Here is a 22,481-nt window from a genome sequence, read left to right as displayed (position 1 = left end):
CCCATGGCGCTGAAGACAGACATCAGGGGAATGATCTGGCGCTACCCGGACTACTTCGTTGTGGGGCGGGAGCAACTGCGCCAGTTCGCACTGTCCATCAAGAACGACCACCGCGCCCACTTCGAGGAGAGCGTGGCCGCCGAGCTCGGCCACGACGCGATCGTCGCACCGCTGACCTTCGCCACGATCTTCGCCAAGCTGGTCCAGCTGGATTTCTTCCGGCATGTCGACATCGGCATGGAGACGCTGGTGATCGTGCAGGTCGACCAGCGCTTCGTGTTCTCCAAGCCGATCAAGGCCGGCGACAAGCTGTGGGCCCGCATGGACATCCATTCGGTGGAGGAGCGCTTCGGCGCCGACATCGTCGTCACCAAGAACACCTGCACCAACGACGACGGCGAGGTGGTTCTGGAGGCCTACACCACGTTGATGAGCCAGTACGCCGAACAGTCGGAGAACCTGCGCTGGGACCCGGAATCCGGCCAGGTCGTCAGAACGGCGTAATTAGTATCTGGCTCCCGCGTCGATGTACACTCGGTCCTCGGGGTTTTCCCAGCATTAGCGCGCTTTCCGTGAGTCGAGCAATCGGAGGGCGCGCGCGTCATGTGAGCCCCGGTAGGTAAGCGCAGGTTGGCCTGCCAACCGCGAAGGGGCGTAGCTCAACTGGCAGAGCAGCGGTCTCCAAAACCGCAGGTTGCAGGTTCAAGTCCTGTCGCCCCTGCTGACGAGCGTTCGGTGACGATCCAGGCCGCAACGGCCTGAGGAGGATCCGGACCATAAGAGGATGTGCCATGGTGGACACTGGAAGTACGTGCCGCCACCAATGGGACGGCTCTAAAAGCATTAGCAAACAAAGGAGCATGCGGTGAGCGACGAAGGCGACGTTGCCAACGACGCCGCAAGCGACGGCACTGACAAAGAGGACGGCGGCGCGAGCGGCGGTCGGACAGCGGTGGTGACGCGGCCACAGCGCCCCACGGGTAAGCGGTCCCGGCAGCGGGCGACCGAGGCCGGCGACGACACCGGCCCGTCGGACGAGGTCGAGACCTCCACGCCGGAGAAGGCCGAAAAGGGCGCCAAAGCCAAGAAGGCCGCCAAGTCCAAGAAGGCCGGCGACCACCGGGCCAACCCCTTCGCGTTCGTCTACAACTACCTCAAGCAGGTCGTTGCGGAGATGCGGAAGGTCATCTGGCCCAACCGCAAGCAGATGCTCACTTACACCTCCGTCGTGCTGGCCTTCCTGGCCTTCATGGTGACGCTGGTCGGCCTGGCGGATTTCGGCCTGACCAAGCTGGTGCTGTTGGTGTTCGGCTGAGCGAGTGACAGAGAGGACTCAAACCGTGACTACCTTCGACGGTGACCCGTCAGCGGGTGAAGCGGTCGACGTGGACGAAGCCGCGCAGGCGCAGGCCACGGACACCTCTGCGGCCGCTGAGGTCACCGAGGCGACCGCGGACGAGGCTGCCGACGAGACGGCCGAGGCCGCCGCGGCGCCCGAGGAGTCGGCCGAAGAGGCCGACCCGGCCGCCGCGCTCAAGGCGGAACTGCGCAGCAAGCCCGGCGACTGGTATGTCATCCACTCCTACGCGGGCTACGAGAACAAGGTCAAAGCCAACCTCGAAACGCGTGTGCAGAACCTTGACGTCGGGGACTACATCTTCCAGGTGGAGGTGCCCACCGAAGAGGTCACCGAGATCAAGAACGGCCAGCGCAAGCAGGTCAATCGCAAGGTGCTGCCCGGATACATCCTGGTGCGCATGGACCTGACCGACGACTCGTGGGCCGCGGTGCGCAACACCCCCGGCGTCACCGGGTTCGTCGGGGCGACCTCGCGTCCGTCGGCGCTGACGCTCGACGACGTGGTGAAGTTCCTGCTGCCGCGCGGCGCGACGAAGAAGGCCGCCAAGGGCGCGGCCACCACGGCCGCCGTCGCCGAGGTCGGCGGGCTGGAACGTCCGGCCATCGAGGTCGACTACGAGGTCGGCGAATCGGTGACGGTCATGGACGGGCCGTTCGCGACGCTGCCGGCCACCATCAGCGAGGTCAACGGCGAACAGCAGAAGCTCAAGGTGCTGGTGTCGATCTTCGGCCGCGAAACCCCGGTCGAATTGACCTTCAGCCAAGTCTCCAAGCTCTAAACCGGCGCATACGCCGGGCGTAAACCAGGAAGGAACAGCACAATCTCATGGCCCCGAAGAAGAAAGTCGTCGGGCTGATCAAGCTTCAGATCCAGGCGGGGCAGGCCAACCCGGCGCCGCCGGTCGGGCCCGCGCTCGGTCAGCACGGCGTCAACATCATGGAGTTCTGCAAGGCATACAACGCTGCCACGGAGAACCAGCGCGGCCAGGTCATCCCGGTGGAGATCACGGTCTACGAGGACCGCAGCTTCACCTTCGCGCTCAAGACGCCACCCGCCGCCAAGCTGCTGCTCAAGGCTGCCGGCGTGGGCAAGGGATCGGCCGAACCGCACAAGACCAAGGTCGCCAAGGTCAGCTGGGATCAGGTCAAGGAGATCGCCGAGACCAAGAAGGCCGATCTGAACGCCAACGACATCGACGCGGCCGCCAAGATCATCGCCGGCACCGCCCGGTCGATGGGTATCACCGTCGAGTAATACCTCGCACCACCACCGTGGGAGGGCCAGCTTCGGCCCGCCAACCACGACCCAACACCGATTGGATGAATCAATGAGCAAGAACAGCAAGGCATACCGCGCCGCCGCCGAAAAGGTGGACCGCGACAACCTCTACTCCCCGCTGGAAGCGGCCAAGCTCGCCAAGGAGACGTCGTCGAGCAAGCAGGACTCCACCGTCGAGGTGGCGATCCGGCTCGGCGTCGACCCGCGCAAGGCCGACCAGATGGTCCGCGGCACGGTCAACCTGCCGCACGGCACCGGCAAGACGGCCCGCGTCGCGGTGTTCGCGGTGGGCGACAAGGCCGAGCAGGCGCAAGCCGCGGGGGCCGATGTGGTCGGCAGCGACGACCTGATCGAGAAGATCCAGGGCGGCTGGCTGGAATTCGACGCCGCGATCGCGACCCCGGACCAGATGGCCAAGGTGGGCCGCATCGCCCGGGTGCTCGGTCCGCGCGGCCTGATGCCGAACCCCAAGACCGGTACCGTGACGCCCGACGTCGCCAAGGCCGTGGCCGACATCAAGGGCGGCAAGATCAACTTCCGGGTGGACAAGCAGGCCAACCTGCACTTCGTCATCGGCAAGGCCTCGTTCGACGAGAAGGCGCTGGCCGAGAACTACGGCGCCGCGCTGGACGAGGTGCTGCGGCTCAAGCCGTCGGCGTCCAAGGGCCGCTACCTGAAGAAGATCGTCGTCTCGACGACGACGGGCCCGGGCATCCCGGTCGATCCGGCCGTCACCCGCAACTTCGCGGAGTCCTAACCGCCGCACTCGGCGATGCGCCGCCGCAGAAACCGGCGGCCGGGGTCAGATCCGCCTGCCTCCAACGCTATTCGATACCAGGCGAGCGCATCCGCGGGTCTGCCCGCGCGCCGCAACAGGTCGGCCCGCACGGTCGCGACCAGGTTCGAGCGACCGAGCCGCGGATCGTGTGCCACCTTGTCCAGCGCGGCCAGGCCGGCGCCGGGGCCGTCGCGGAATCCGATCGCCAGCGCCCGGTTGGCGGCCACCACCGGCGAGCCGGTCATCGCGAACAGCCTGTCGTAGGCGGTGCAGATGGTGACCCAGTCGGTCTGCTCCCAGGACGGTGCCGTGGCGTGCAGCGCGGCGATCACGGCCTGGGGCAGGTAGGCGCCCGTCGACCCCTGGGCGTGGCGCAATCGCTCGAGCCCGCGCGAGATGCGCCCGCGGTCCCAGCGGCGCCGGTCCTGGTCCTCGAGCGGCACCAGCATCCCGGTGTCGTCCACCCGGGTCGCGCGGCGCGAATCATGCAGCAGCATCAGGGCGGACAGGGCGTGCGCCTCCGGCTCGTCGGGCAGCAGCGCGCACAACTCCCCGCCCAGCCGGATCCCCTCGTCGCACAGGTCGTCCCGGATGGCCGACGGGCCCGCGGTCGACCAGTAGCCCTCGGTGAACACCGAATAGACGCACCCGAACACGTGCGGCGTGCGCTCGGGCAGCAGTTCGGCGGGCGGCACCCGCAGCGGGATATTGGCGTGCCGAACCTTGTTCTTGGCGCGCGTGATTCGCTGACCGATCGCCGCCTCGGTCTGCAGGAGCGCGCGGGCGATCTCGCCGACGGTCAGACCGGACACCAGTCGCAGCGTCAGAGCCAGTTGCGATTGCCGGTCCAGCGCCGGGTGGGCACAGGTGAACATCATCCGCAGCTCGTCGTCGCGAACCGGATGCGGGTCGGTGCGATCGGTGCGTGCCCTGATGTCGTCCAGCACAGCCGCTAATTCCTTTCCGGGGCGCACGGATTCGCGGCGCAGCCGGTCCCGCGCGCGGTTGCGGCCGACGGTCACCAGCCACCCGCCCGGGTTGGCGGGCACCCCGCTGCGAGGCCAGGTGCGCAGCGCCTCCGCGCAGGCCTCCTGGACGGCGTCCTCGGCGACGGTGAGGTCACCCGACCACCGGGCGAGCGCGGCCACGGTCGGGCCCCACTCCCGGCGAAAGACGCCGTCCAGGTCGGCCATTCGCGACGGCTAGAGCGCGGAAAGGCCGGCCAGTTGCCGCACCTGCACGGTCGAGGCGGGGATCATCGAAGCGAGCTTGACGGCCTCGTCGCGATCCGCGGCACTCAACAGGTAGATCCCGGTGGCGATCTCGGCGCCCTCGACATAGGGCCCGTCGGTGATGAGGACCTCGCCGTCGCGCACCCGCACGGTCGTGGCGGTGGAGCGGTCGTGCAACGCGGCGCCGCCGATGATGTGGTCGCCCGCCCCCGCATGCAGGTCCGCGTGCTTGGCCGCCACGGCCTCCCACTCCGGGGTGCCCGGCGTGTGCGCCGACGCGGGGGGTTCCAGCAGCAGCGCGAGCCAGTCGTTCCCGGTGAGCCGGCGGGACGGCTCGATCATGTGGACCGTGGGCCACACTTCCACGGCGCCGTACGTGGCGAGCGGGACATCGCGGGCCAATGCCAGCGCCTCGTCCAGGTTCTCCGCTTCGAACACGTAGTAACCGCAGGCCACCTCGGCGGACTCGGCGAAGGGACCGTCGGTGACCACCGGCGCGTCCGGACCTCCGGTGATGACCACCGCGTCGGCGGCGGGCGCCAATGCGTCTCCGGATTTGATCGCCGGGCCGGCTTTGGCGTGGAAGTCGCCCCACGCGGCCATCGCGGCCGGGTCTTCGGGTGCGCGGTCTTGCTCCCTGCTGATCAATAGGGCGAAGTACTGCATGTCTCGTCACCTCCAGGTAGTGAGCGAAGCCCTGTGCTCCACTCTCTACCTTTTCGACGAACGACGCGCGGGCAATCCGACAGCCGCGAAAGTTCTAGGCCGCGGCCCCGGGCTTGAGGTAGGTCACCAGGCTGACGTCGAGCATCTCGTCGCCGAAGTAGTGCTCGCAGCCACGCAGGTACTTGATGTAGCGGTTGTACACCTCTTCGGAGGTGACCTCGATGGCCTTGTCCTTGTTGGACTCGAGCGTGTCGCCCCAGATGTGCAGCGTCTTGATGTAGTGCGGCCGCAGCGAAAGCGGTTCGGGCACAATGAATCCCGCTTTCTCGCCGTGATCGACCATCATCTGGGTGGACGGCAGCCGGCCGCCGGGGAAGATCTCGGTGACGATGAACTTGATGAACCGCGCGGTCTCGAAGCTGAGCTTCTTGCCGCGGGCGGCCAGGTCGTACGGGTGGTAGCTGACGCTGCTCTGCACGGTCATCCGGCCGTCGTCGGGCATGATGTCGAACGTCCGCTTGAAGAAGTCGTCGTAGTTCTCGTGGCCGAAGTGCTCGAAGGCCTCGATCGAGACGATGCGGTCGACCGGCTCGTTGAAGTCCTCCCAGTTCTGCAGGCGCACCTCCCGCGAACGGTTGCTGTCGGTCGAATCGAGCAACGCCTGAGCGCGGGCGTGTTGGTTCTTGGACAGCGTCAGGCCGATGACGTTGACGTCGAACCGCTCGACGGCACGCTTCATGGTGGTGCCCCACCCGCACCCGATGTCCAGCAGAGTCATGCCGGGCTTGAGGTCCAGCTTGTCGAGGTTGAGGTCGATCTTGGCGTACTGGGCCTCTTCCAGGCTCATGTCGTCGCGCTCGAAGTAGGCGCAGCTGTAGATCCGGGTCGGGTCCTGGAACAGGCCGAAGAAGTCGTCGGAGACGTCGTAATGCGCCTGGATGTCCTCCGAACGTGTCCGCGTATGCGTCTTCGTCGGGCTAGTCGGTTGCTCAGCCATTTTCGTCCTGTTCTCCTGGATGAGGTTCACTCCCTACAACCCACGCACACATCGGAGGGGTCATGTCTGACCTGCAACGGTACCCAATGCTGAGGCTTCTTTTCACCAGGGTGCGGGTTGCGCGTCGCGGCCCGACCGCGGACACGGACTCTACTTTTGCAGGGTGAACTGGTTGACGTCGACATAGCCGCCCCAGAACAACTTCGCGCAGCCGGTCAGGTACTTGATGTAGCGCTCGTAGACTTCCTCGGACTGAATCTCGATGGCCTCGTCCTTGCGCGCCTGCAGGGCCTCGGCCCACAGGTCCAGGGTTCTGGCGTAGTGCGTTTGAAGCGACTGGCGGCGGGTCAGCGTGAAGCCCGCCTTCGACGAGTGCTCCTCCACCATCTCGACCGTCGGCAACCGGCCACCGGGGAAAATCTCGGTCTGGATGAACTTGAGGAAGCGAAGCAGCCCGATGGAGATCGGTAAGCCCCGGTCGATGGCTTCCTGCTTCGTCAACCCGGTGATCGTGTGCAGCAGCATCACGCCATCGGCGGGCAGTACGTTGTGGGCCTTCGCGAAGAAGCCGTCGTAGCGGTCGTGGCCGAAGTGCTCGAACGCCCCGATCGACACGATGCGGTCGACGGGCTCGTCGAACTGTTCCCAACCCTCGAGCAGTACTCGCCTGCCATGCGGGCTGTCCATCTCGTCGAACGACTGCTGAACGTGCGCCGCCTGGTTCTTCGACAAGGTCAGGCCGATGACGTTGACGTCGTGCTTGTCGATCGCCCGGCGCATGGTGGCACCCCACCCGCAGCCCACGTCGAGCAGCGTCATGCCGGGCCGCAGCCCCAACTTACCCAGCGACAGATCGATTTTCGCGATCTGTGCCTCTTCCAGCGTCATGTCGTCGCGCGCGAAATACGCGCAGCTGTAGGTCTGGGTGGGATCCAGAAACAGCCGGAAAAAGTCGTCCGACAGGTCGTAATGTGCCTGCACGTCTTCGAAGTGCGGCGTCAAGTTTTTCGCAGCCATAAGCCTGCCCGCCTTTCTCGCTAGCCCCCCCTGGGCAGGCGAACGGTGTTCTACCTACACCGCTGGCACGAGCCCGCCAACGATTCGGTTCAACCAACCCGACGCCACCCGACGACCTCCGCTACTTGGTGAGCGTGTACTGGGCGACGTTGGAGATGCCCTTGCGGAACAGACCCGCGCAGCCGGTCAGATAGCGCATGAAGCGGTCGTAGACCTCTTCGGACTGGATGGCGATGGCGCGGTCGCGGTTGGCCTCCAGGTTAGCCGCCCACATGTCCAGGGTCCGCGCGTAATGCGGCTGCAGATATTGGGTCTGCTCCAGCGAGAATCCGCTGGCTTGCGCATAGTCGACGATGTCGGCTTCACCGCACATCTGCCCGCCGGGGAAGATTTCCTTGCCGAGGAAATGCAAGAAACGCAGATCTGACATCGTGATTTGGACGCCGCGCTCCTTCCAGTTCGCCTGCGGGTACGTGAAGATGCTGTGCATCATCATCCGGCTGCCGTCGGGAAGGGTTTTATAGGCCCAATCCCAGAATGCGGGCCAGCGTTCCTTTTTGAAGGCGTCGAAGGCCTCGAAGCTGATGATCCGGTCGACGGGCTCGTCGAACTCTTCCCATCCCTGCAGCCGGGCCTCGGCCCGCCGCGTCGTCGGGATAGCGGCCAGCCTCGCTTTGGTGCGCGCGTAGTGGTTGCGGCTCAGCGTGATGCCGATGACATTGACGTCGTACTTCTCGAGAGCCCGGACCACGGCGCCGCCCCAGCCGCACCCGACATCGAGCACGGTCATCCCCGGCTCGAGGTTCAGCTTGCCCAGCCCCAGATCCAGCTTGGCCAGCTGCGCCTCTTCCAGCGTCATGTCGTCGCGCTCGAAGTAGGCGCACGTGTAGACCATGTTCGGGTCAAGGAACAGCGCGAAGAAGTCGTCCGAAATGTCGTAGGTTGCCTGCGACTCTTCGTAATACGGCTTCAGCTTAGCCATTTAGACACCCACCCTTCTTCGCCAACCGTACAGCCCCGCGACATGGACTGAAAATCGCAGGACGCGTTTCTACCGAGTGTTTTTGGGCTAGTCGGCTCTGCTGAAGTTTTTAGTCAGCACGCCGATCACCTGATCCCAGAGTTGCTGTGGAAGATCATGACCCATTCCATCGAATGTCACCAATCGGGCACCGTCGATGGACCTCGCGACGGCCCGCCCTCCGAACGGCCGCATCAGCTTGTCCGCCCGGCCGTGGATCACCACGGTGGGCGCGGTGGTCTCGCGGTTGTAGCGACGCAGGCTGCCGCTGCCCAGCACCGCACCGAAATGTCTCGCGACGCCCTGCGGGTAGTAGTTGCGGTCATAACCCTCGGCGGCCTCGGCGCGGGCCTGTTCGTCGGGCACGCGGTAGCGCGGGCTGCCGATGATGTTGCCGACGCGCACCGCGTTGTCGATGATCACCTCGCGTGGGGAGTCCGGCGGCGGGCCCTTCAGCAGCGCCAGCAATGCGCGCGGGGCCGGCGGCGGCAGCAACGCCGAGTTGTTGCTGGAGAAGATGATCGCCAGGGTCGTGGTCCGCTCGCGGAATCGCGCGGCGAAGATCTGCGCGATCATGCCGCCCATCGACGCGCCGACGATATGGGCGCGGTCGATGCCCAGATGATCCAGCACCGCCGCGGCGTCGTCGGCCATGTCCTCGAGCTTGTAGGCCGCCTGGCTGGGCAGGCCCAACCAGGACCGCAGCAACCTCGTCACCAGCGGCTGCCCCGAGCTGCGGTGCTGCGTCTTGCTGGACAGGCCGACATCGCGGTTGTCGTAGCGGATGACGCGCAGGCCGTGGCCGACCAGTTTCTCGCAGAACGCGACGCGCCACAGCAGCAGCTGGGCTCCCAATCCCATGACCAGCAGCACGGGCGGGGCGTCGATGTCGCCCATGTCCTCGTAGTAGAGCTTCAGGTCACCCGAGGTGGCGTTCCCGGTGCGGATCTCCATCAGACCTCGACGTCGGATTGGTGCTCGCGGCTGACTTCCACCATGAAGTTCGCGAAATAGCCCGTCAGTTGCGGATCCGACATCATCTGCCACTTGGGCGCCAGCAGCTTCATGTACCGCTCGACGTAGAGGAATTGCTTGCCGATCAGCACCAGCTCGCGGGGCAGCTTGACGTCGTAGGCGTCGGCCAGCGCCGAGAGCTGCCGGCCGATGTCGGCGTAGGACATGTCACCCAGCGTCGACATGGTCAGCGGGGTGGCGAACTTTTCCAGGTCCTTGGCGGCCTCGGCCTCCGGCTTCATGGTGCCGACCGCACCCATCAGCACCACGATCTTGCCGGCCGCGGCGTGGTCCTTCTTGACCAGCAGCGCGTACACCAGCTCGCGCAGCAGCCAGCGGGTGCGGGGATCGATGCGGCCCATGATCCCGAAGTCGAAGAACACGATGCGGCCCGCCTCGTCGACGTAGAGGTTGCCCGCGTGCAGATCGCCGTGGAACAGCCCGTGCCGCAGCCCGCCCTCGAACAGCGAGAACAGCAGCGCCTTCACCAGCTCGACGCCGTCGAATCCGGCCTTGCGCACGGCGGCGACGTCGTCGATGCGGATGCCGTGCACCCGCTCCATGGTCAGCACCCGGTCGCTGGTGAAGTCCCAAAACACCTGCGGCACCCGGATGTTCTTGCCCAGCGGTGAGGCGTGCAGGTGCGACACCCACGCCTCCATCGACTGCGCCTCCAGCCGGAAATTCAGCTCCTCGGCCAGGTTGTCGGAGAAGTCGGCGACCACGTCCTGCGCGGAGAGCCGGCGGCCCAGCTTGGCCAGTTCGACGGCCTGGGCGAAACGCTTCAGGATCTGCAGGTCGGCCGCGACCCGGCGCCGGATGCCCGGGCGCTGGATCTTGACGACGACCTCCTCGCCGGTGTGCAGCGTCGCGTAGTGCACCTGCGCGATGGACGCCGACGCGAACGGCGTCTCGTCCCATTTGGCGAACAACTCGGACGGGTCGCCGCCGAGGTCTTCGACGAAGAGCTTGTGCACTTCGTCGGAGTCGGCGGGCGGCACCCGGTCGAGCAGGCCGCGGAACTCCCGCGACAACGATTCACCGAACGCCCCGGGACTGGACGCGATGATCTGTCCGAATTTGACGTAGGTCGGTCCCAGGTCGGCGAAGGTCTGCGGGAGCTGCTTGATCACCTTTTGTTGCCACGGGCCCCTGCCCGGCAGCTTGGTGACGATGCGAGCGGCGGTGCGGGTGACCTGCCAGCCTGTCACGGCAACCCGGGCCGCTTCGACCGGCAACGGCACCCGGTCGAGCTTGGCCCCCTCTCGATGCTTGGTAGAGCTCATCTGTGCAGTGTGCCGCATCCGCGGGGGTGAGGCCCAATCCGCTAACTCGGACGCGGACCGCTGTCGCCGCTTTTCCAGGGCTGCACCCAGCCCTCGATGGCCCAGCCCTCCCGCGCGGCGATCAACTCGTACATGGTGGCGCCGTCGATCGTCTCCCGGATGATGTCGGCGTGCCCGGCGTGCCGGGCCAGCTCGTTGATCACGTGCAGGATCACCCAGCGCACCGACCAGGCCTGCTGGTTCTTGGGAAACCACGGGATGTCGTGCGGAACGGGCACCGCGGCGTCGAGGTCGGCGGTCTCCACCAGCCGCAGCGACGTCGCGTTCTGCTCCTCGAACGCCTCCAGCAGCCCGGCCAGCGTCTCGTCGGGCCGCATCACGTGCTGGTCGGCGAACTCCTCGGCGATCCGCTCGAAGGGGCGGGGGTCTTTCGGCGGTGCGTCGGGCGCGGCGGCGACGCGCGCCATCCAGCTGCGCTGCATCCCGGTGGCGTGTTTGATCAGCCCGCCGATCGACAGCGCACTGACCGAGGGCGTGGACCGGGCCTGTTCGTCGGTGAGGCCGTGGCTGACCGCGAAATACGCGCTCTGGTGAAACGCCAGGAATTCGCGCAGTGCGTTGCGTTCGTCGGCCACGGGCGGGGCGAGGGCGGGCATGCATCGATCCTAGGTCTCGGGCGCCGTAAGGTGCGGGGATGCAGGTGGTTTCGGCATGCAGATGACCAGGGCCGAGTCGACCGAGCTCTTCGTCGGGCCACCGGACGCGCCGCTTCAGCTGGTCCGCGTCACCGTGTCCGGGTGTGCCGAGCCCACGCCCGTGCGCATCGACGGCCGCGGCCTGCGCGGGCAGACGATCGCCGAACCCGGCTGCGAGGTCCTCGAGGTTGCGGTGACGGTGGACGGGCCGGTCGCCGGGCACCGCCGGCCCGCGCGGGCGCACGCCGGCGGTCAGCGGCTGCCGTTCGAGTTCACCGTGGCCGAGCCCGGCTGGACCATGTTCATGGTCAGCCACTTTCACTACGACCCGGTGTGGTGGAACACCCAGGGCGCCTACACCAGCGAGTGGACCGAGGACCCGCCCGGGCGGGCCCGCCAGGCCAACGGTTTCGACCTGGTGCACGCGCATCTGGAGATGGCGCGGCGCGAGCCCGAGTACAAGTTCGTGCTGGCCGAGGTCGACTACCTCAAGCCGTACTGGGACACCCGGCCCGAGGACCGCGCCGATCTGCGCCGGTTCATCGCCCAGGGCCGCGTCGAGGTGATGGGCGGCACCTACAACGAACCGAACACCAACCTCACCAGCCCGGAGACGACGATCCGAAACCTGGTGCACGGCATAGGTTTTCAGCGTCACGTCATGGGAGCCAATCCGGCCACCGCGTGGCAGCTGGACGTGTTCGGCCACGATCCGCAATTCCCGGGATTCGCCGCCGACGCCGGCCTGACGTCGAGTTCGTGGGCCCGGGGACCGCACCACCAGTGGGGCCCGGCGCTGGGCGACGGCGACGTCGAGCGCATGCAGTTCTGCAGCGAGTTCGAGTGGATCTCGCCGTCGGGCCGCGGCCTGCTCACCCACTACATGCCCGCGCACTATTCGGCGGGCTGGTGGATGGATTCCGCGGCCTCGCTGGGCGAGGCCGAGACCGCCACGTATGAGCTGTTCGATCAGCTCAAGAGGGTCGCGCTGACCCGCAACGTGCTGCTGCCCGTCGGCACCGACTACACCCCGCCCAACAAGTGGGTCACCGAGATCCACCGGGACTGGGCCGCCCGCTACACCTGGCCGCACTTCGTGTGCGCGGTGCCGCGCGAGTTCTTCGCGGCGGTGCGCGCCGAACTGGCGCGGCGCGATGGCGCGCCGTCACCGCAGACCCGGGACATGAACCCGATCTACACCGGCAAGGACGTCTCCTACATCGACACCAAGCAGGCCAACCGGGCCGCCGAGAATGCCGTGCTGCAGGCCGAGCGCTTCGCGGTGTTCGCCGGGCTGCTGACCGGCGCCCAGTACCCGCAGGCCGCCCTGGCCAAGGCCTGGGTGCAGCTGGCCTACGGCGCGCACCACGACGCCATCACCGGTTCGGAATCCGACCAGGTGTACCTCGACCTGCTGACCGGATGGCGCGACGCCTGGGAGCTGGGCCGCGCGGCCCGCGACAAGTCGCTGGCCCTGCTGTCCGGCGAGGTCGGTTCCGGCGACGGCGACGTGATCGTGTGGAATCCGCTGACCGGCGCGCGCACCGACGTCGTCACCGCGCGTCTCGACCCGCCTCTGGGTGCCCGGGTGCGGGTGTTCGACGCCGACGGCGCCGAGCTGGCGGCGCACGTCGAGCACGACGGCCGCTCGGTCAGCTGGGTGGCGCGCGACGTGCCGTCGCTGGGGTGGCGGGCGTACCGGTTGGTGCCCGAACCGCAGGGCGAACCGGCCGGCTGGGAACCGGTGGCCGGATCGGTGATCGCCAACGAGCACTACCGGGTCGAGGCCGACCCGGCCCGCGGCGGTGGAGTCGCCTCGCTGATCCAGGACGGCCGCGAGCTGATCGCCGACGAACGGGTGGGCAACGAGCTCGCCGTCTACGAGGAGTACCCGGCGCACCCGAGCCAGGGCGAGGGCCCCTGGCACCTGCTGCCCAAGGGGCCGGTCGTCTGTTCGTCCGCGACGCCCGCGCGGGTGCGGGCCTACCGCGGGCCGCTCGGTCAGCGGCTGGTGGTGCACGGCCGGATCGGCGCGCTGCTGCGCTACACCCAAACCCTGACGCTGTGGACTGGCGTCGCGCGGGTGGACTGCCGCACCACCATCGACGAGTTCACCGGGGCCGACCAGCTGGTGCGGCTGCGCTGGCCGTGCCCGGTGCCGGGCGCCATGCCGGTCAGCGAGGTGGGCGACGCCGTCGTCGGCCGCGGGTTCGCGCTGCTGCACGACGGCCCCGGCGGCTCCCGGTCGGTGGACACCGCCCGGCACCTCTGGACCCTGGACAACCCGGCGTACGGCTGGTTCGGCCTGTCGTCGGCGGCCCGGGTCCGTGTGCCGGGCGGCGGCGTGCGGGCGATCTCGGTCGCCGAGGTGGTGTCGCCGGCCGAGGCGGTGTCCGGGCCGCTGGCCCGGGAACTGATGGTCGCGCTGGTCCGCGCCGGCGTCACGGCCACCTGCGGCGCCGCGGACAAGCCGCGCTACGGCCACCTCGAGGTCGATTCCAACCTGCCCGACGTGCGCATCGCGCTGGGCGGGCCCGCCGGCAACGCCTTCACCGCGGCCGTGCTGGCCGACGCTCCGGCCTACCGCGACGAACTGGACCGCCAGCTGGCGAGCACCGGCCGGGCCAGGGTATGGGTGCCGGCCGAGACGCCGCTGGACGCGGTGTGGGTGCCCGGCGCCGACCTGCGTCCGTCGCGGGCCCTGCCGGTCCTGGTCATCGACGGCCGAGACGAGGACGACCTGCGGGCCGCGATCGCCGCGGTGGCCGACGATCTCGGCGACGCCGAGATCGTCGTGTCGCAGCAATCGCCGTCGGGGACATACCCTTTCGAAGATCGCACCGTCGCCCTGCTCAACCGTGGGGTGCCCAGCTTCGCCGTCGACACCGAGGGCACGCTGCACGCCGCGCTGGTGCGTTCCTGCACCGGCTGGCCGTCGGGCATCTGGATCGATGACCCGCGCCGCACCGCGCCGGACGGCTCCAACTTTCAACTCCAGCACTGGACCCACGCCTTCGACTACGCGTTGGTCAGCGGAGCCGGCGACTGGCGGCGGGCCGCGATCCCCGCCCGCAGCGCCCAGTTCTCCCAGCCACTGCTCGCCGTGACGCCGGACCGGCGCGCCGCCGCGCTGCCGCCGGCCGGATCGCTGCTGCGCGTCGAGCCCGCCGGATCGGTGCAACTGGCCGCCCTCAAGGCCGCCGGCAATCCCCTGACCGCGGGCAGCGCGGCGCTGCTGGACCCCAATACGGTCGCCCTGCGCCTAGTGGAGACGACCGGCGCGGGCGCCCACGTCGTCATCGACTCGGACGTCGCGACGGTGAGCGGCCTGCGACGGGTGGATCTGCTGGAAACGCGACCCGAACCCGTGCCGTCGGTCGAGCTGCACGGCTACCAGGTGGCGACGGTGCTCGCCCGACTCGACGCGCCCGCGGCGGCGAGCGACGCCGCCGCGCTGGCCCCGCACGCGGAGGCCGCGCAGCCGCTCTACGCGCGCTATTGGCTGCACAATCGCGGCCCCGCGCCGCTGGGTGGGCTGCCGGCCGTCGCCCACCTGCACCCGTCGCAGGCGACCGCGGAACCCGGCGCCGCGGTGACGCTGCGCCTCACCGCGGCCAGCGACAGTACCGACGCCACGCTGCGCGGCACGGTCGCCCTGCGCTGCCCGGACGGCTGGACGGCCACGCCCGCCGGGCTGCCGTTCACGCTGTGCGCCGGCGACCACCTGCACACCGACGTGGCGGTGTCGGTCCCGGCCCGCGCCGAGCCGGGGCTCTACCCGGTCCGCGCCGAACTCCGCGTCACCGGCGAAGCGGTCCCGGCCGCCTGGCGCCAGCCCGTCGAAGACGTCTGCGTGGTGGCGGTGGGCGAGCCCGGCGAGCTGATCTACCTCGCCGACGGGCCGGCCGAGGTGACGCTCCGGCCCGGCCAGGCGGGCACGCTGGCCGTCACGGTCGGCAGCCGCGCCGGGGCCGATTTGGCGCTGGAGGCGCATCTGATCAGCCCCTGGGGCACCTGGGAATGGATGGGTCCCGGCGCGCTCGGCGCGGTGCTGCCCGCCCGCGGCACCGCCGACCTACGCTTCCAGCTGACCCCGCCGGCCTGGCTGGAGCCGGGCCAGTGGTGGGCGCTGGTGCGGATCGGCTGCGCCGGCCGACTGGTCTACTCGCCGGCGGTGAAGGTGACGGTGACATGGCAGAGCTGAATTGCCCGACTTCTTCTCACGCCGACTCGCGGCGTGCATCGTCGTCGGGCGAGCATCCGATCGCGACCGTGGCCGGCGTGCCCGTGCCACCGGACGTCCTCGACGCCGCCGAAGCGCGGCTGCGCAGCGCGCGGGGAGCGGCCGCCCTGCCGGTCCGCGGCACCGGCGAGGGCCGCCAGCTGCGGCGGTGGCTGACCCAACTTGTCGTCACCGAGCGGGTGGTCGCCGCGGAGGCGGCCGCGCGGGGGCTGACCGCGCGCGGAGCGCCGTCCGAGGCCGAGCTGCTGCCCGACGCGACCGCACGACTGGAGATCGGCAGCGTCGCCGCGGCCGTCCTGGCCGATCCGCGTGCCCGGGCGCTGTTCGCCGAGGTGACCGCCGCGGTGCGCGTGACCGACGCCGACGTGACGGCCTATCACGCCCGCAACCCGCTGCGCTTTGCCGCGCCGCGTCGGGGCGCACACGGTTGGTGCACGACGGCGGTGACCGGCCCGCCGCTGGACGAGGTGCGGTCGGCGATCGAGGAGCACCTGCGCGGCGCCGCGCGGCGACGCGCCTTCCGGCTGTGGCTGGACGCGCGGCGCGCCGCGCTGGTGCAGCTGGCACCCGGCCACGAGCATCCCGGCGACCCCCGTCAACCCGACAACACCCACCGGCACTGAACACCGTGCTGACCCTCTGCCTGGACATCGGCGGCACCAAAATCGCTGCCGCGCTTGTGGATTCCGGCGGCAAGCTGGTGTACACCGTCATCCGCCCCACGCCCGTCACGACCGCGGCCGACGACGTCTGGGCCGTCGTCGAAGCGTTGATCGCCGACGCGCTGCAGGCGGCCGGCGCTCCGGTCGCCGCGGTGGGGATCGCGTCGGCCGGGCCCATCGACCTGCACGGCGGGTCGGTCAGCCCGATCAACATCGACAGTTGGGACCGTTTCCCGTTGCGCGACAGGGTCGCCGCGGCGGCGCCCGGACTGCCGGTGGTGCTGGGCGGTGACGGCGTCTGCATGGCGTTGGGGGAGCACTGGATCGGGGCCGGGAAGACCGCGGGCGCCCGATTTCTGCTGGGCATGGTGGTCTCCACCGGGGTGGGCGGCGGACTGGTGCTCGACGGCGTCCCCTACTCGGGGCGCACCGGCAACGCCGGTCACGTCGGGCACGTGGTGGTCGAACTGGGCGGCCGGCCGTGCGCCTGCGGTGGTCACGGGTGCGTGGAGACCGTCGCATCCGGGCCGTGGATGGTGCGCCGGGCGCGAGAGGACGGCTGGTCCGCCCCGCCGGGCGCCGGCGCCAGGGACCTGGCCGCGGCGGCAGCGGCCGCAGACCCGGTGGCCCGGCAGACATTCCACCGGGGGGCCAACGCGCTGGCCGCGATGATCGCCTCGGTCGGCGCGGTGTGCGACCTGGACCTCGTGGTGATCGGGGGAGGCGTCGCGAAGGCCGGTCCGGTGCTGTTCGAACCGCTGCGGGCCAAGCTGTCCGAATACGCCGGCCTGGACTTCCTGTCCGGGCTGCGGGTGGTGCCCGGCGAGCTCGGCGGTGAGGCCGGCCTGATCGGCGCGGCCCGCCTCGCGGGCCTCGGGCCCGGCGTCATGCCAAGGTGATTGCCATGAACCACAGCATCGACGCGCTCGCGGTCGTCGTCACCGGGCTGATGGTCGGCGTGGAGCTGGCGGTGGCGGTCTTCTTCAACCCGCTCATCGCCCGGCTTCCCGACGACGCCTTCCGTGCGGCGCGCGGCGGCGCCGGCCGGGCGCTGGGCACCACGATGCCGTTCTGGTATGCCGTCGTCCTGCTGCTGTTGGCGGCCCTCGCCTTCGAGGAGCGCGGCGCCCCGCGCGACTGGCTGTGCGGCATCGCCGCGGGCCTGATGGCCGCGGTGGTGCTGTTCACGGTCACCATGTTGGTGCCGCTCAACAACCGCATCGCGAAATGGCCGAGCACCGGTGAGCTCTCGCGCGAGCTCGCCGCTCGCTGGGATCGGCGCCACCGGGTGCGGGTGATCCTGCTGCTGGCGGTGTTGGTCCTGCTGGCCCTCGCCGTCACCTGAGGTCGCCGTTTTGGCTGATCGCGCGGGCCACGCTATCCTGTTAGCCGATCCACCGAAGACCGTCGGTCACCGAGCAATCGGTTGAAGGTCCGGGAGCATCCCGGCGGCCCACGCAGGAGGACGAGGCACCGCGCCGGCTCGCGCCGGCGTATTTCACGCCCCGGCCGCTTCTGCGCCGGGGCGTTCGTCGTTCTCGGGGGGATCGAGACGACACGTCGCATTGACTTTCACATCAGGAGGTAGGCATGGCCAGGGCTGACAAGGCCACCGCCGTTGCAGACATCGCCGAGCAGTTCAAGGAATCGACCGCGACCCTGATCACGGAGTACCGCGGTCTGACCGTCGCCAACCTGGCCGAGCTGCGGCGCTCGCTGGGCGGGTCGGCCACCTACTCGGTGGCCAAGAACACGCTGGTGAAGCGGGCGGCATCGGAAGCCGGGGTGGAGGGGCTCGACGAGCTGTTCGCCGGCCCGACGGCCATCGCCTTCGTCACCGGTGAGGCGGTCGACGCCGCCAAGGCCATCAAGACCTTCGCCAAGGAACACAAGGCGCTGGTCATCAAGGGCGGCTACATGGACGGCCGCGCGTTGACGGTCGCCGAGGTCGAGCGCATCGCCGACCTCGAGTCGCGCGAGGTGCTGCTGGCCAAGCTGGCCGGCGCGATGAAGGGCAACCTCGCCAAGGCGGCCGGGCTGTTCAACGCCCCGGCTTCGCAGGTCGCCCGGCTCGCGGCGGCACTGCAGGAGAAGAAGGCCGCCGAAGTGCCGGCAGGTCCCGCCGCCGCTGCGGAACCCGCAGCCGCTGCGGAGCCCGCCGCGGAAACCACCCCGGAACCCGCTTCGGAAACACCCGCTGAGGCGCCGGAAACCCCGGCCGAAGCCGAATAACAACCCAACCCGGAACCTGGAAAAACAAGGAAGGACCCACACCCATGGCAAAGATGTCCACTGACGACCTGCTCGACGCCTTCAAGGAGATGACCCTGCTGGAGCTCTCCGACTTCGTGAAGAAGTTCGAGGAGACCTTCGAGGTCACCGCGGCCGCTCCGGTCGCCGTCGCCGCTGCCGGTGGTGGCGCCGCCGGTGGCGCGCCCGCCGAGGCCGCCGAGGAGCAGTCGGAGTTCGACGTGATCCTCGAGGCCGCCGGCGACAAGAAGATCGGCGTCATCAAGGTGGTCCGCGAGATCGTCTCCGGCCTGGGCCTCAAGGAGGCCAAGGACCTGGTCGACGGCGCGCCCAAGCCGCTGCTGGAGAAGGTGGCCAAGGAGGCCGCCGACGAGGCCAAGACCAAGCTCGAGGCCGCCGGCGCCACCGTCACCGTCAAGTAAGTCACTGCGCGTGAACCCCCGGGACCACCGTCCCGGGGGTTTCGTGCATTCAGGCCATTGCCGACTGCACGGACTGTTGCACTCGATCCGCTGAATCACCAAGCGCCACCAGCAAACTCGAGTACATTGCGACGAGTACCGGCGTGACGGCCGCGCCGCCGTCGCCGTAGTAGCCGGCCAGCTCCAGCATGACGAACCCGTGAATCAACGCCCAGAACTGGGCCGCGGTGGCCACGACGGACGCATCGTCGACGCCGTCTTTCGAAGTGCCCGCGGGTTTGATCCGGCCGGCCAGCATGCATCGGTGCACCCCGCGCACGACGTGCGCGAAGCTGGGGTAGCTCCGCTCGATCTCGGCGACCGTCAGCGTCAGGACGTTGTGGGCGGGCGCGTTGATGCCGTGTGCGCTGGTGCTGCCGAACATCAGCCGATACATGTGCGGACGCCCGATGGCGTAGCGCCGGTAGGCGGCGCCGGTGGCGAACAGGTCGGCCACCGGATCGGCGGTCTGCGGCACCGAGAGTGCGGCGTCGAACTGCCGCAGCCCCTCCTCGGCCACCTCGGCGATCAGGCCCCGCATCCCGCCGAAGTGGGTGTAGACCGCCATCGTGGACGTCCCCGCGGAGCCGGCCACCTTGCGCGTCTGCAGGGCATCGGGCCCGTGCTCGTCGAGCAGGGCGACCGCGGCGTGCAGCAGCTCCTCGCGAACGCCGCGCTGAACCTCGGAAGTCATCGTTGCCATCTTCTCATCGGGAGCGTACCGTGCCAATAACGCTGAAATAACAATGTTATAGGAGTTCAGCCATCGTGACCACGACAACCGCCAAGCCCGGCAATCCCTACCTCGAAGACTTCCTGGCCCCGGTGGGCGCGGAAGTCACCGCGCACGATCTGCGCGTCACCGGACGCATTCCCGAACACCTCGACGGGCGCTACCTGCGCAACGGCCCCAACCCGGCCGCCGAGGTGGACCCGGCCGTCTATCACTGGTTCAGCGGCGACGGCATGGTGCACGGGGTGGCGCTTCGCGACGGGCAGGCCCGCTGGTACCGCAACCGGTGGGTGCGCAGCCCGTCGGTGTGCCGCATCCTCGGCGAGCCGGCGCCGGGCCGGCTCGACCCGCGCGCCGGAATGCTGAGCCTGGGCGCCAACACCAACGTGTTGAGCCACGCCGGGCGGACCCTGGCGCTGGTCGAGGGCGGCGTCGCCAACTACGAGCTCACCGAGGAGCTGGACACCGTCGGGACGTGCGACTTCGACGGCACGCTGGCGGGCGGCTACACCGCGCACCCGCACCGCGACCCGCGCACCGGTGAACTGCACGCGGTCTCTTACTCGTTCACGCGCGGGCGGACCGTGCAGTATTCGGTGATCGACGTCGCCGGCCGCGCCCGCCGGACGGTGGACATCGAGGTCGGCGGGTCGCCGATGATGCACGACTTCTCGCTGACCGACAAATACGTGGTGATCTACGACCTGCCGGTGACCTTCGACCCGGTACAGGTGCTGCCACGGCAGATGCCGCCCTGGTTGACCCTGCCGGCCCGCCTGGTGCTGCAGTCGCTGATCGGGCGGGTGCGGGTGCCGAGCCCGGTCACCGCCCGGATGAACCGCGACGCCCGGCACTCGGATCGGATGCCCTACGCCTGGAACCCGCACTACCCGGCCCGCATCGGGGTCATGCCGCGAGAGGGCGACAACAAGGACGTGCGCTGGTTCGACATCGAACCCTGCTACGTCTACCACCCGCTCAACGCCTATTCCGAAATGCGAAGCGGCGCTGAGGTTTTGGTGCTCGACGTGGTGCGCTACGCGCGGATGTTCGATCGGGACCGGCGCGGTCCCGGGGAAAGCACCCCCATGCTGGACCGCTGGACCATCAACCTGGCGACTGGTGCGGTCACCACCGAATGCCGCGACGATCAGTCGCAGGAATTCCCGCGGATCAACGAGGAGTTGCTGGGCGGGCGGCACCGGTACGGCTACACCGTGGGCGCACAGTTCGCCGGCGGCGGATCCGGCCTTTTCAAACACGATTACGCGACCGGGTCCCGCGAGGTGGCGGCCCTCGATGCCGGCCTTTTACTCGGCGAGATGTCCTTTGTGCCGAACCCCGGGGCCGGCACCGAAGACGACGGCATCCTGCTGGGCTTCGGCTATCACCGCGACCGCGACGAAGGCCAATTGCTTTTGCTGGACGCGCAGACTCTCGAGCAGGTGGCCACCGTTCACCTGCCGCAGCGGGTGCCGATGGGCTTCCACGGCAACTGGGCGCCCACCGGCTGACGTTCGGCTAACACGCGCGTCAAATAAGTTGTGCCGCGCGGGCTTCCGGGTGATCTCAGGACGGCTAATATTTCCCGGCTGTCGTCCGCATCCCTGATGCCGTGTGGCAGCAGTGCGCTACAGTGACTCATGCCACACAAAAGGGCAGGTGGCGGGCACGAGTGTCGACGGAAGGATTTCCCATGGGCGTCGCTATCGAGGTGAATGGACTAACGAAGTCCTTCGGCTCCTCGAGGATTTGGGAAGACGTGACGTTGGAAATCCCCGCCGGGGAGGTCAGCGTCCTGCTGGGGCCGTCGGGTACCGGCAAATCCGTTTTCCTGAAGTCCCTGATCGGTTTGTTGCGGCCCGAACGCGGCTCGGTTGTCATCGACGGCACCGACATCTTGCAGTGTTCGGCCAAGGAGCTCTACGAGATCCGCACGCTGTTCGGCGTGATGTTCCAGGACGGCGCCCTGTTCGGTTCGATGAACCTGTTCGACAACGCGGCCTTCCCGCTGCGCGAGCACACCAAGAAGAAGGAAGGCGAGATCCGTGACATCGTCATGGAGAAGCTGACCCTGGTCGGTCTCGGCGGCGACGAGAAGAAGTTCCCCGGAGAGATCTCCGGCGGTATGCGCAAGCGCGCCAGCCTGGCCCGTGCCCTGGTGATGGACCCGCAGATCATCCTCTGCGACGAGCCCGACTCCGGTCTGGACCCGGTGCGTACCGCCTACCTGAGCCAGTTGATCCTCGATATCAACGCCCAGATCGACGCGACGGTGCTGATCGTTACCCACAACATCAACATCGCCCGCACCGTGCCGGACAACATGGGCATGCTGTTCCGCCGCAAGCTGGTCATGTTCGGCCCGCGTGAGGTGCTGCTGACCAGCGACGAGCCGGTGGTGCGGCAGTTCCTCAACGGCCGCCGGATCGGGCCGATCGGTATGTCCGAGGAAAAGGACGAGGCCACCATGGCCGAGGAGCAGGCGCTGCTCGACGCGGGTCACCACGCCGGTGGCGTCGAGGAGATCGAGGGTGTGCCCCCGCAGATCACCGCGACACCCGGAATGCCCGAGCGCAAGGCCGTCGGCCGCCGCCAGGCCCGGGTGCGCGAGATCCTGCACACCCTGCCCAAGAACGCTCAGGCCGCGATCCTCGACGACCTCGAAGGGACCCACAAGTACCGCGCCCACGAGTTCGGCGACTAGGCGGCCGGCCTGTCGTGTTTCGCGATAACTCCGCGTAACACGACGGCTTGCCCTCTTGACGACGGGCCGCAAACGAGCCAG

Annotated in this window: 21 protein-coding genes, 1 tRNA gene and 1 pseudogene; 14 read left to right on the top strand and 9 right to left on the bottom strand. The window is 68.8% G+C overall.

Features of this window, described 5'->3' with window-relative positions:
• Positions 1-3: 3 nt before the first annotated feature.
• The 6 genes from hadC (at position 4) to rplA (ending at position 3,395) form a co-directional block, all read left to right on the top strand.
• The gene (hadC, locus tag A5688_RS13685; protein ID WP_067834422.1) at positions 4-504 is read left to right on the top strand and encodes a (3R)-hydroxyacyl-ACP dehydratase subunit HadC; all 501 of its coding nucleotides are present in this window, start codon (positions 4-6) and stop codon (positions 502-504) included.
• 144 nt (positions 505-648) lie between these two features.
• Positions 649-721, top strand: a tRNA-Trp gene (locus tag A5688_RS13680).
• A gap of 144 nt (positions 722-865) precedes the next feature.
• Positions 866-1,315 carry a preprotein translocase subunit SecE gene (gene secE / locus A5688_RS13675; RefSeq protein WP_067834419.1) on the top strand — a complete coding sequence of 150 codons (450 nt, stop codon included), beginning with the start codon at positions 866-868 and terminating at the stop codon, positions 1,313-1,315.
• A gap of 25 nt (positions 1,316-1,340) precedes the next feature.
• Positions 1,341-2,138 carry a transcription termination/antitermination protein NusG gene (gene nusG / locus A5688_RS13670; RefSeq protein ID WP_068268189.1) on the top strand — a complete coding sequence of 266 codons (798 nt, stop codon included), beginning with the start codon at positions 1,341-1,343 and terminating at the stop codon, positions 2,136-2,138.
• 47 nt (positions 2,139-2,185) lie between these two features.
• Positions 2,186-2,614, top strand: coding sequence for a 50S ribosomal protein L11 (rplK, locus tag A5688_RS13665; RefSeq protein ID WP_007767860.1), 429 nt, complete (start codon positions 2,186-2,188; stop codon positions 2,612-2,614).
• Positions 2,615-2,687: 73 nt separating this feature from the next.
• Positions 2,688-3,395, top strand: a complete 708-nt coding sequence (gene rplA, locus A5688_RS13660) for a 50S ribosomal protein L1 (protein WP_067834413.1) — start codon at positions 2,688-2,690, stop codon at positions 3,393-3,395.
• Here the strand turns inward: rplA and A5688_RS13655 are convergent.
• The 8 genes from A5688_RS13655 to A5688_RS13620 form a co-directional block, all read right to left on the bottom strand.
• The gene (locus A5688_RS13655) at positions 3,392-4,609 is read right to left on the bottom strand and encodes an RNA polymerase sigma factor (protein ID WP_067912222.1); all 1,218 of its coding nucleotides are present in this window, start codon (positions 4,607-4,609) and stop codon (positions 3,392-3,394) included. The two genes, rplA and A5688_RS13655, sit on opposite strands and share 4 nt — an antisense overlap.
• Positions 4,610-4,618: 9 nt before the next feature.
• On the bottom strand, positions 4,619-5,314 hold the full coding sequence (locus A5688_RS13650) for a YciI family protein (RefSeq protein WP_067834409.1): 696 nt from the start codon (positions 5,312-5,314) through the stop codon (positions 4,619-4,621).
• A gap of 94 nt (positions 5,315-5,408) precedes the next feature.
• Positions 5,409-6,311, bottom strand: coding sequence for a hydroxymycolate synthase MmaA4 (gene mmaA4, locus A5688_RS13645; protein ID WP_067914850.1), 903 nt, complete (start codon positions 6,309-6,311; stop codon positions 5,409-5,411).
• Between the two features lie 150 nt (positions 6,312-6,461).
• Positions 6,462-7,328 (bottom strand): cyclopropane mycolic acid synthase MmaA2, encoded by an 867-nt coding sequence (gene mmaA2 / locus A5688_RS13640; RefSeq protein ID WP_067914846.1) that lies wholly within the window; start codon positions 7,326-7,328, stop codon positions 6,462-6,464.
• 121 nt (positions 7,329-7,449) lie between these two features.
• Positions 7,450-8,310, bottom strand: a complete 861-nt coding sequence (locus A5688_RS13635; protein WP_067914849.1) for a cyclopropane mycolic acid synthase family methyltransferase — start codon at positions 8,308-8,310, stop codon at positions 7,450-7,452.
• Positions 8,311-8,397: 87 nt separating this feature from the next.
• Positions 8,398-9,303 carry an alpha/beta fold hydrolase gene (locus A5688_RS13630; protein WP_067834403.1) on the bottom strand — a complete coding sequence of 302 codons (906 nt, stop codon included), beginning with the start codon at positions 9,301-9,303 and terminating at the stop codon, positions 8,398-8,400.
• Positions 9,303-10,649 carry an ABC1 kinase family protein gene (locus tag A5688_RS13625; protein WP_067834401.1) on the bottom strand — a complete coding sequence of 449 codons (1,347 nt, stop codon included), beginning with the start codon at positions 10,647-10,649 and terminating at the stop codon, positions 9,303-9,305. Before A5688_RS13625 ends, A5688_RS13630 begins: the two co-directional genes overlap by 1 nt.
• Before the next feature lie 41 nt (positions 10,650-10,690).
• Positions 10,691-11,284, bottom strand: coding sequence for a DinB family protein (locus tag A5688_RS13620; protein ID WP_067914852.1), 594 nt, complete (start codon positions 11,282-11,284; stop codon positions 10,691-10,693).
• A gap of 76 nt (positions 11,285-11,360) precedes the next feature.
• Here A5688_RS13620 and A5688_RS13615 point away from each other — a divergent pair, with 76 nt between their 5' ends.
• From A5688_RS13615 to rplL, 6 genes and pseudogenes are all read left to right on the top strand, one after another.
• Positions 11,361-15,548 carry an NEW3 domain-containing protein gene (locus A5688_RS13615; RefSeq protein ID WP_068268187.1) on the top strand — a complete coding sequence of 1,396 codons (4,188 nt, stop codon included), beginning with the start codon at positions 11,361-11,363 and terminating at the stop codon, positions 15,546-15,548.
• Position 15,549: 1 nt separating this feature from the next.
• Positions 15,550-16,210, top strand: a pseudogene (locus A5688_RS13610) (DUF7158 domain-containing protein).
• A 5-nt stretch (positions 16,211-16,215) separates the two neighbouring features.
• Complete coding sequence (locus tag A5688_RS13605; protein ID WP_067908980.1) at positions 16,216-17,148, top strand: ROK family protein; 933 nt, start codon at positions 16,216-16,218, stop codon at positions 17,146-17,148.
• 5 nt (positions 17,149-17,153) lie between these two features.
• Entirely contained in the window at positions 17,154-17,594 is a 441-nt protein-coding gene (locus A5688_RS13600; RefSeq protein WP_067839352.1) for a DUF1772 domain-containing protein, read from the top strand.
• A 245-nt stretch (positions 17,595-17,839) separates the two neighbouring features.
• Positions 17,840-18,481 (top strand): 50S ribosomal protein L10, encoded by a 642-nt coding sequence (gene rplJ, locus A5688_RS13595; protein WP_067908976.1) that lies wholly within the window; start codon positions 17,840-17,842, stop codon positions 18,479-18,481.
• Positions 18,482-18,525: 44 nt separating this feature from the next.
• Entirely contained in the window at positions 18,526-18,921 is a 396-nt protein-coding gene (gene rplL, locus A5688_RS13590; RefSeq protein ID WP_007767831.1) for a 50S ribosomal protein L7/L12, read from the top strand.
• Between the two features lie 49 nt (positions 18,922-18,970).
• Here the strand turns inward: rplL and A5688_RS13585 are convergent, their stop codons facing one another.
• Entirely contained in the window at positions 18,971-19,654 is a 684-nt protein-coding gene (locus A5688_RS13585; RefSeq protein ID WP_067839359.1) for a TetR/AcrR family transcriptional regulator, read from the bottom strand.
• 71 nt (positions 19,655-19,725) lie between these two features.
• Between A5688_RS13585 and A5688_RS13580 the strand changes: the two genes are divergently transcribed.
• Positions 19,726-21,207, top strand: a complete 1,482-nt coding sequence (locus tag A5688_RS13580) for a carotenoid oxygenase family protein (RefSeq protein WP_067908973.1) — start codon at positions 19,726-19,728, stop codon at positions 21,205-21,207.
• 182 nt (positions 21,208-21,389) lie between these two features.
• Positions 21,390-22,400, top strand: coding sequence for an ABC transporter ATP-binding protein (locus A5688_RS13575; RefSeq protein WP_067839365.1), 1,011 nt, complete (start codon positions 21,390-21,392; stop codon positions 22,398-22,400).
• Positions 22,401-22,481: the final 81 nt, after the last annotated feature.

It is taken from the genome of Mycobacterium mantenii (assembly GCF_001667865.1).
Lineage (GTDB): Bacteria > Actinomycetota > Actinomycetes > Mycobacteriales > Mycobacteriaceae > Mycobacterium > Mycobacterium mantenii_A.
Note: the sequence above shows the minus strand (reverse complement) of the source record. Positions and strands in the feature narration are given on the sequence as shown.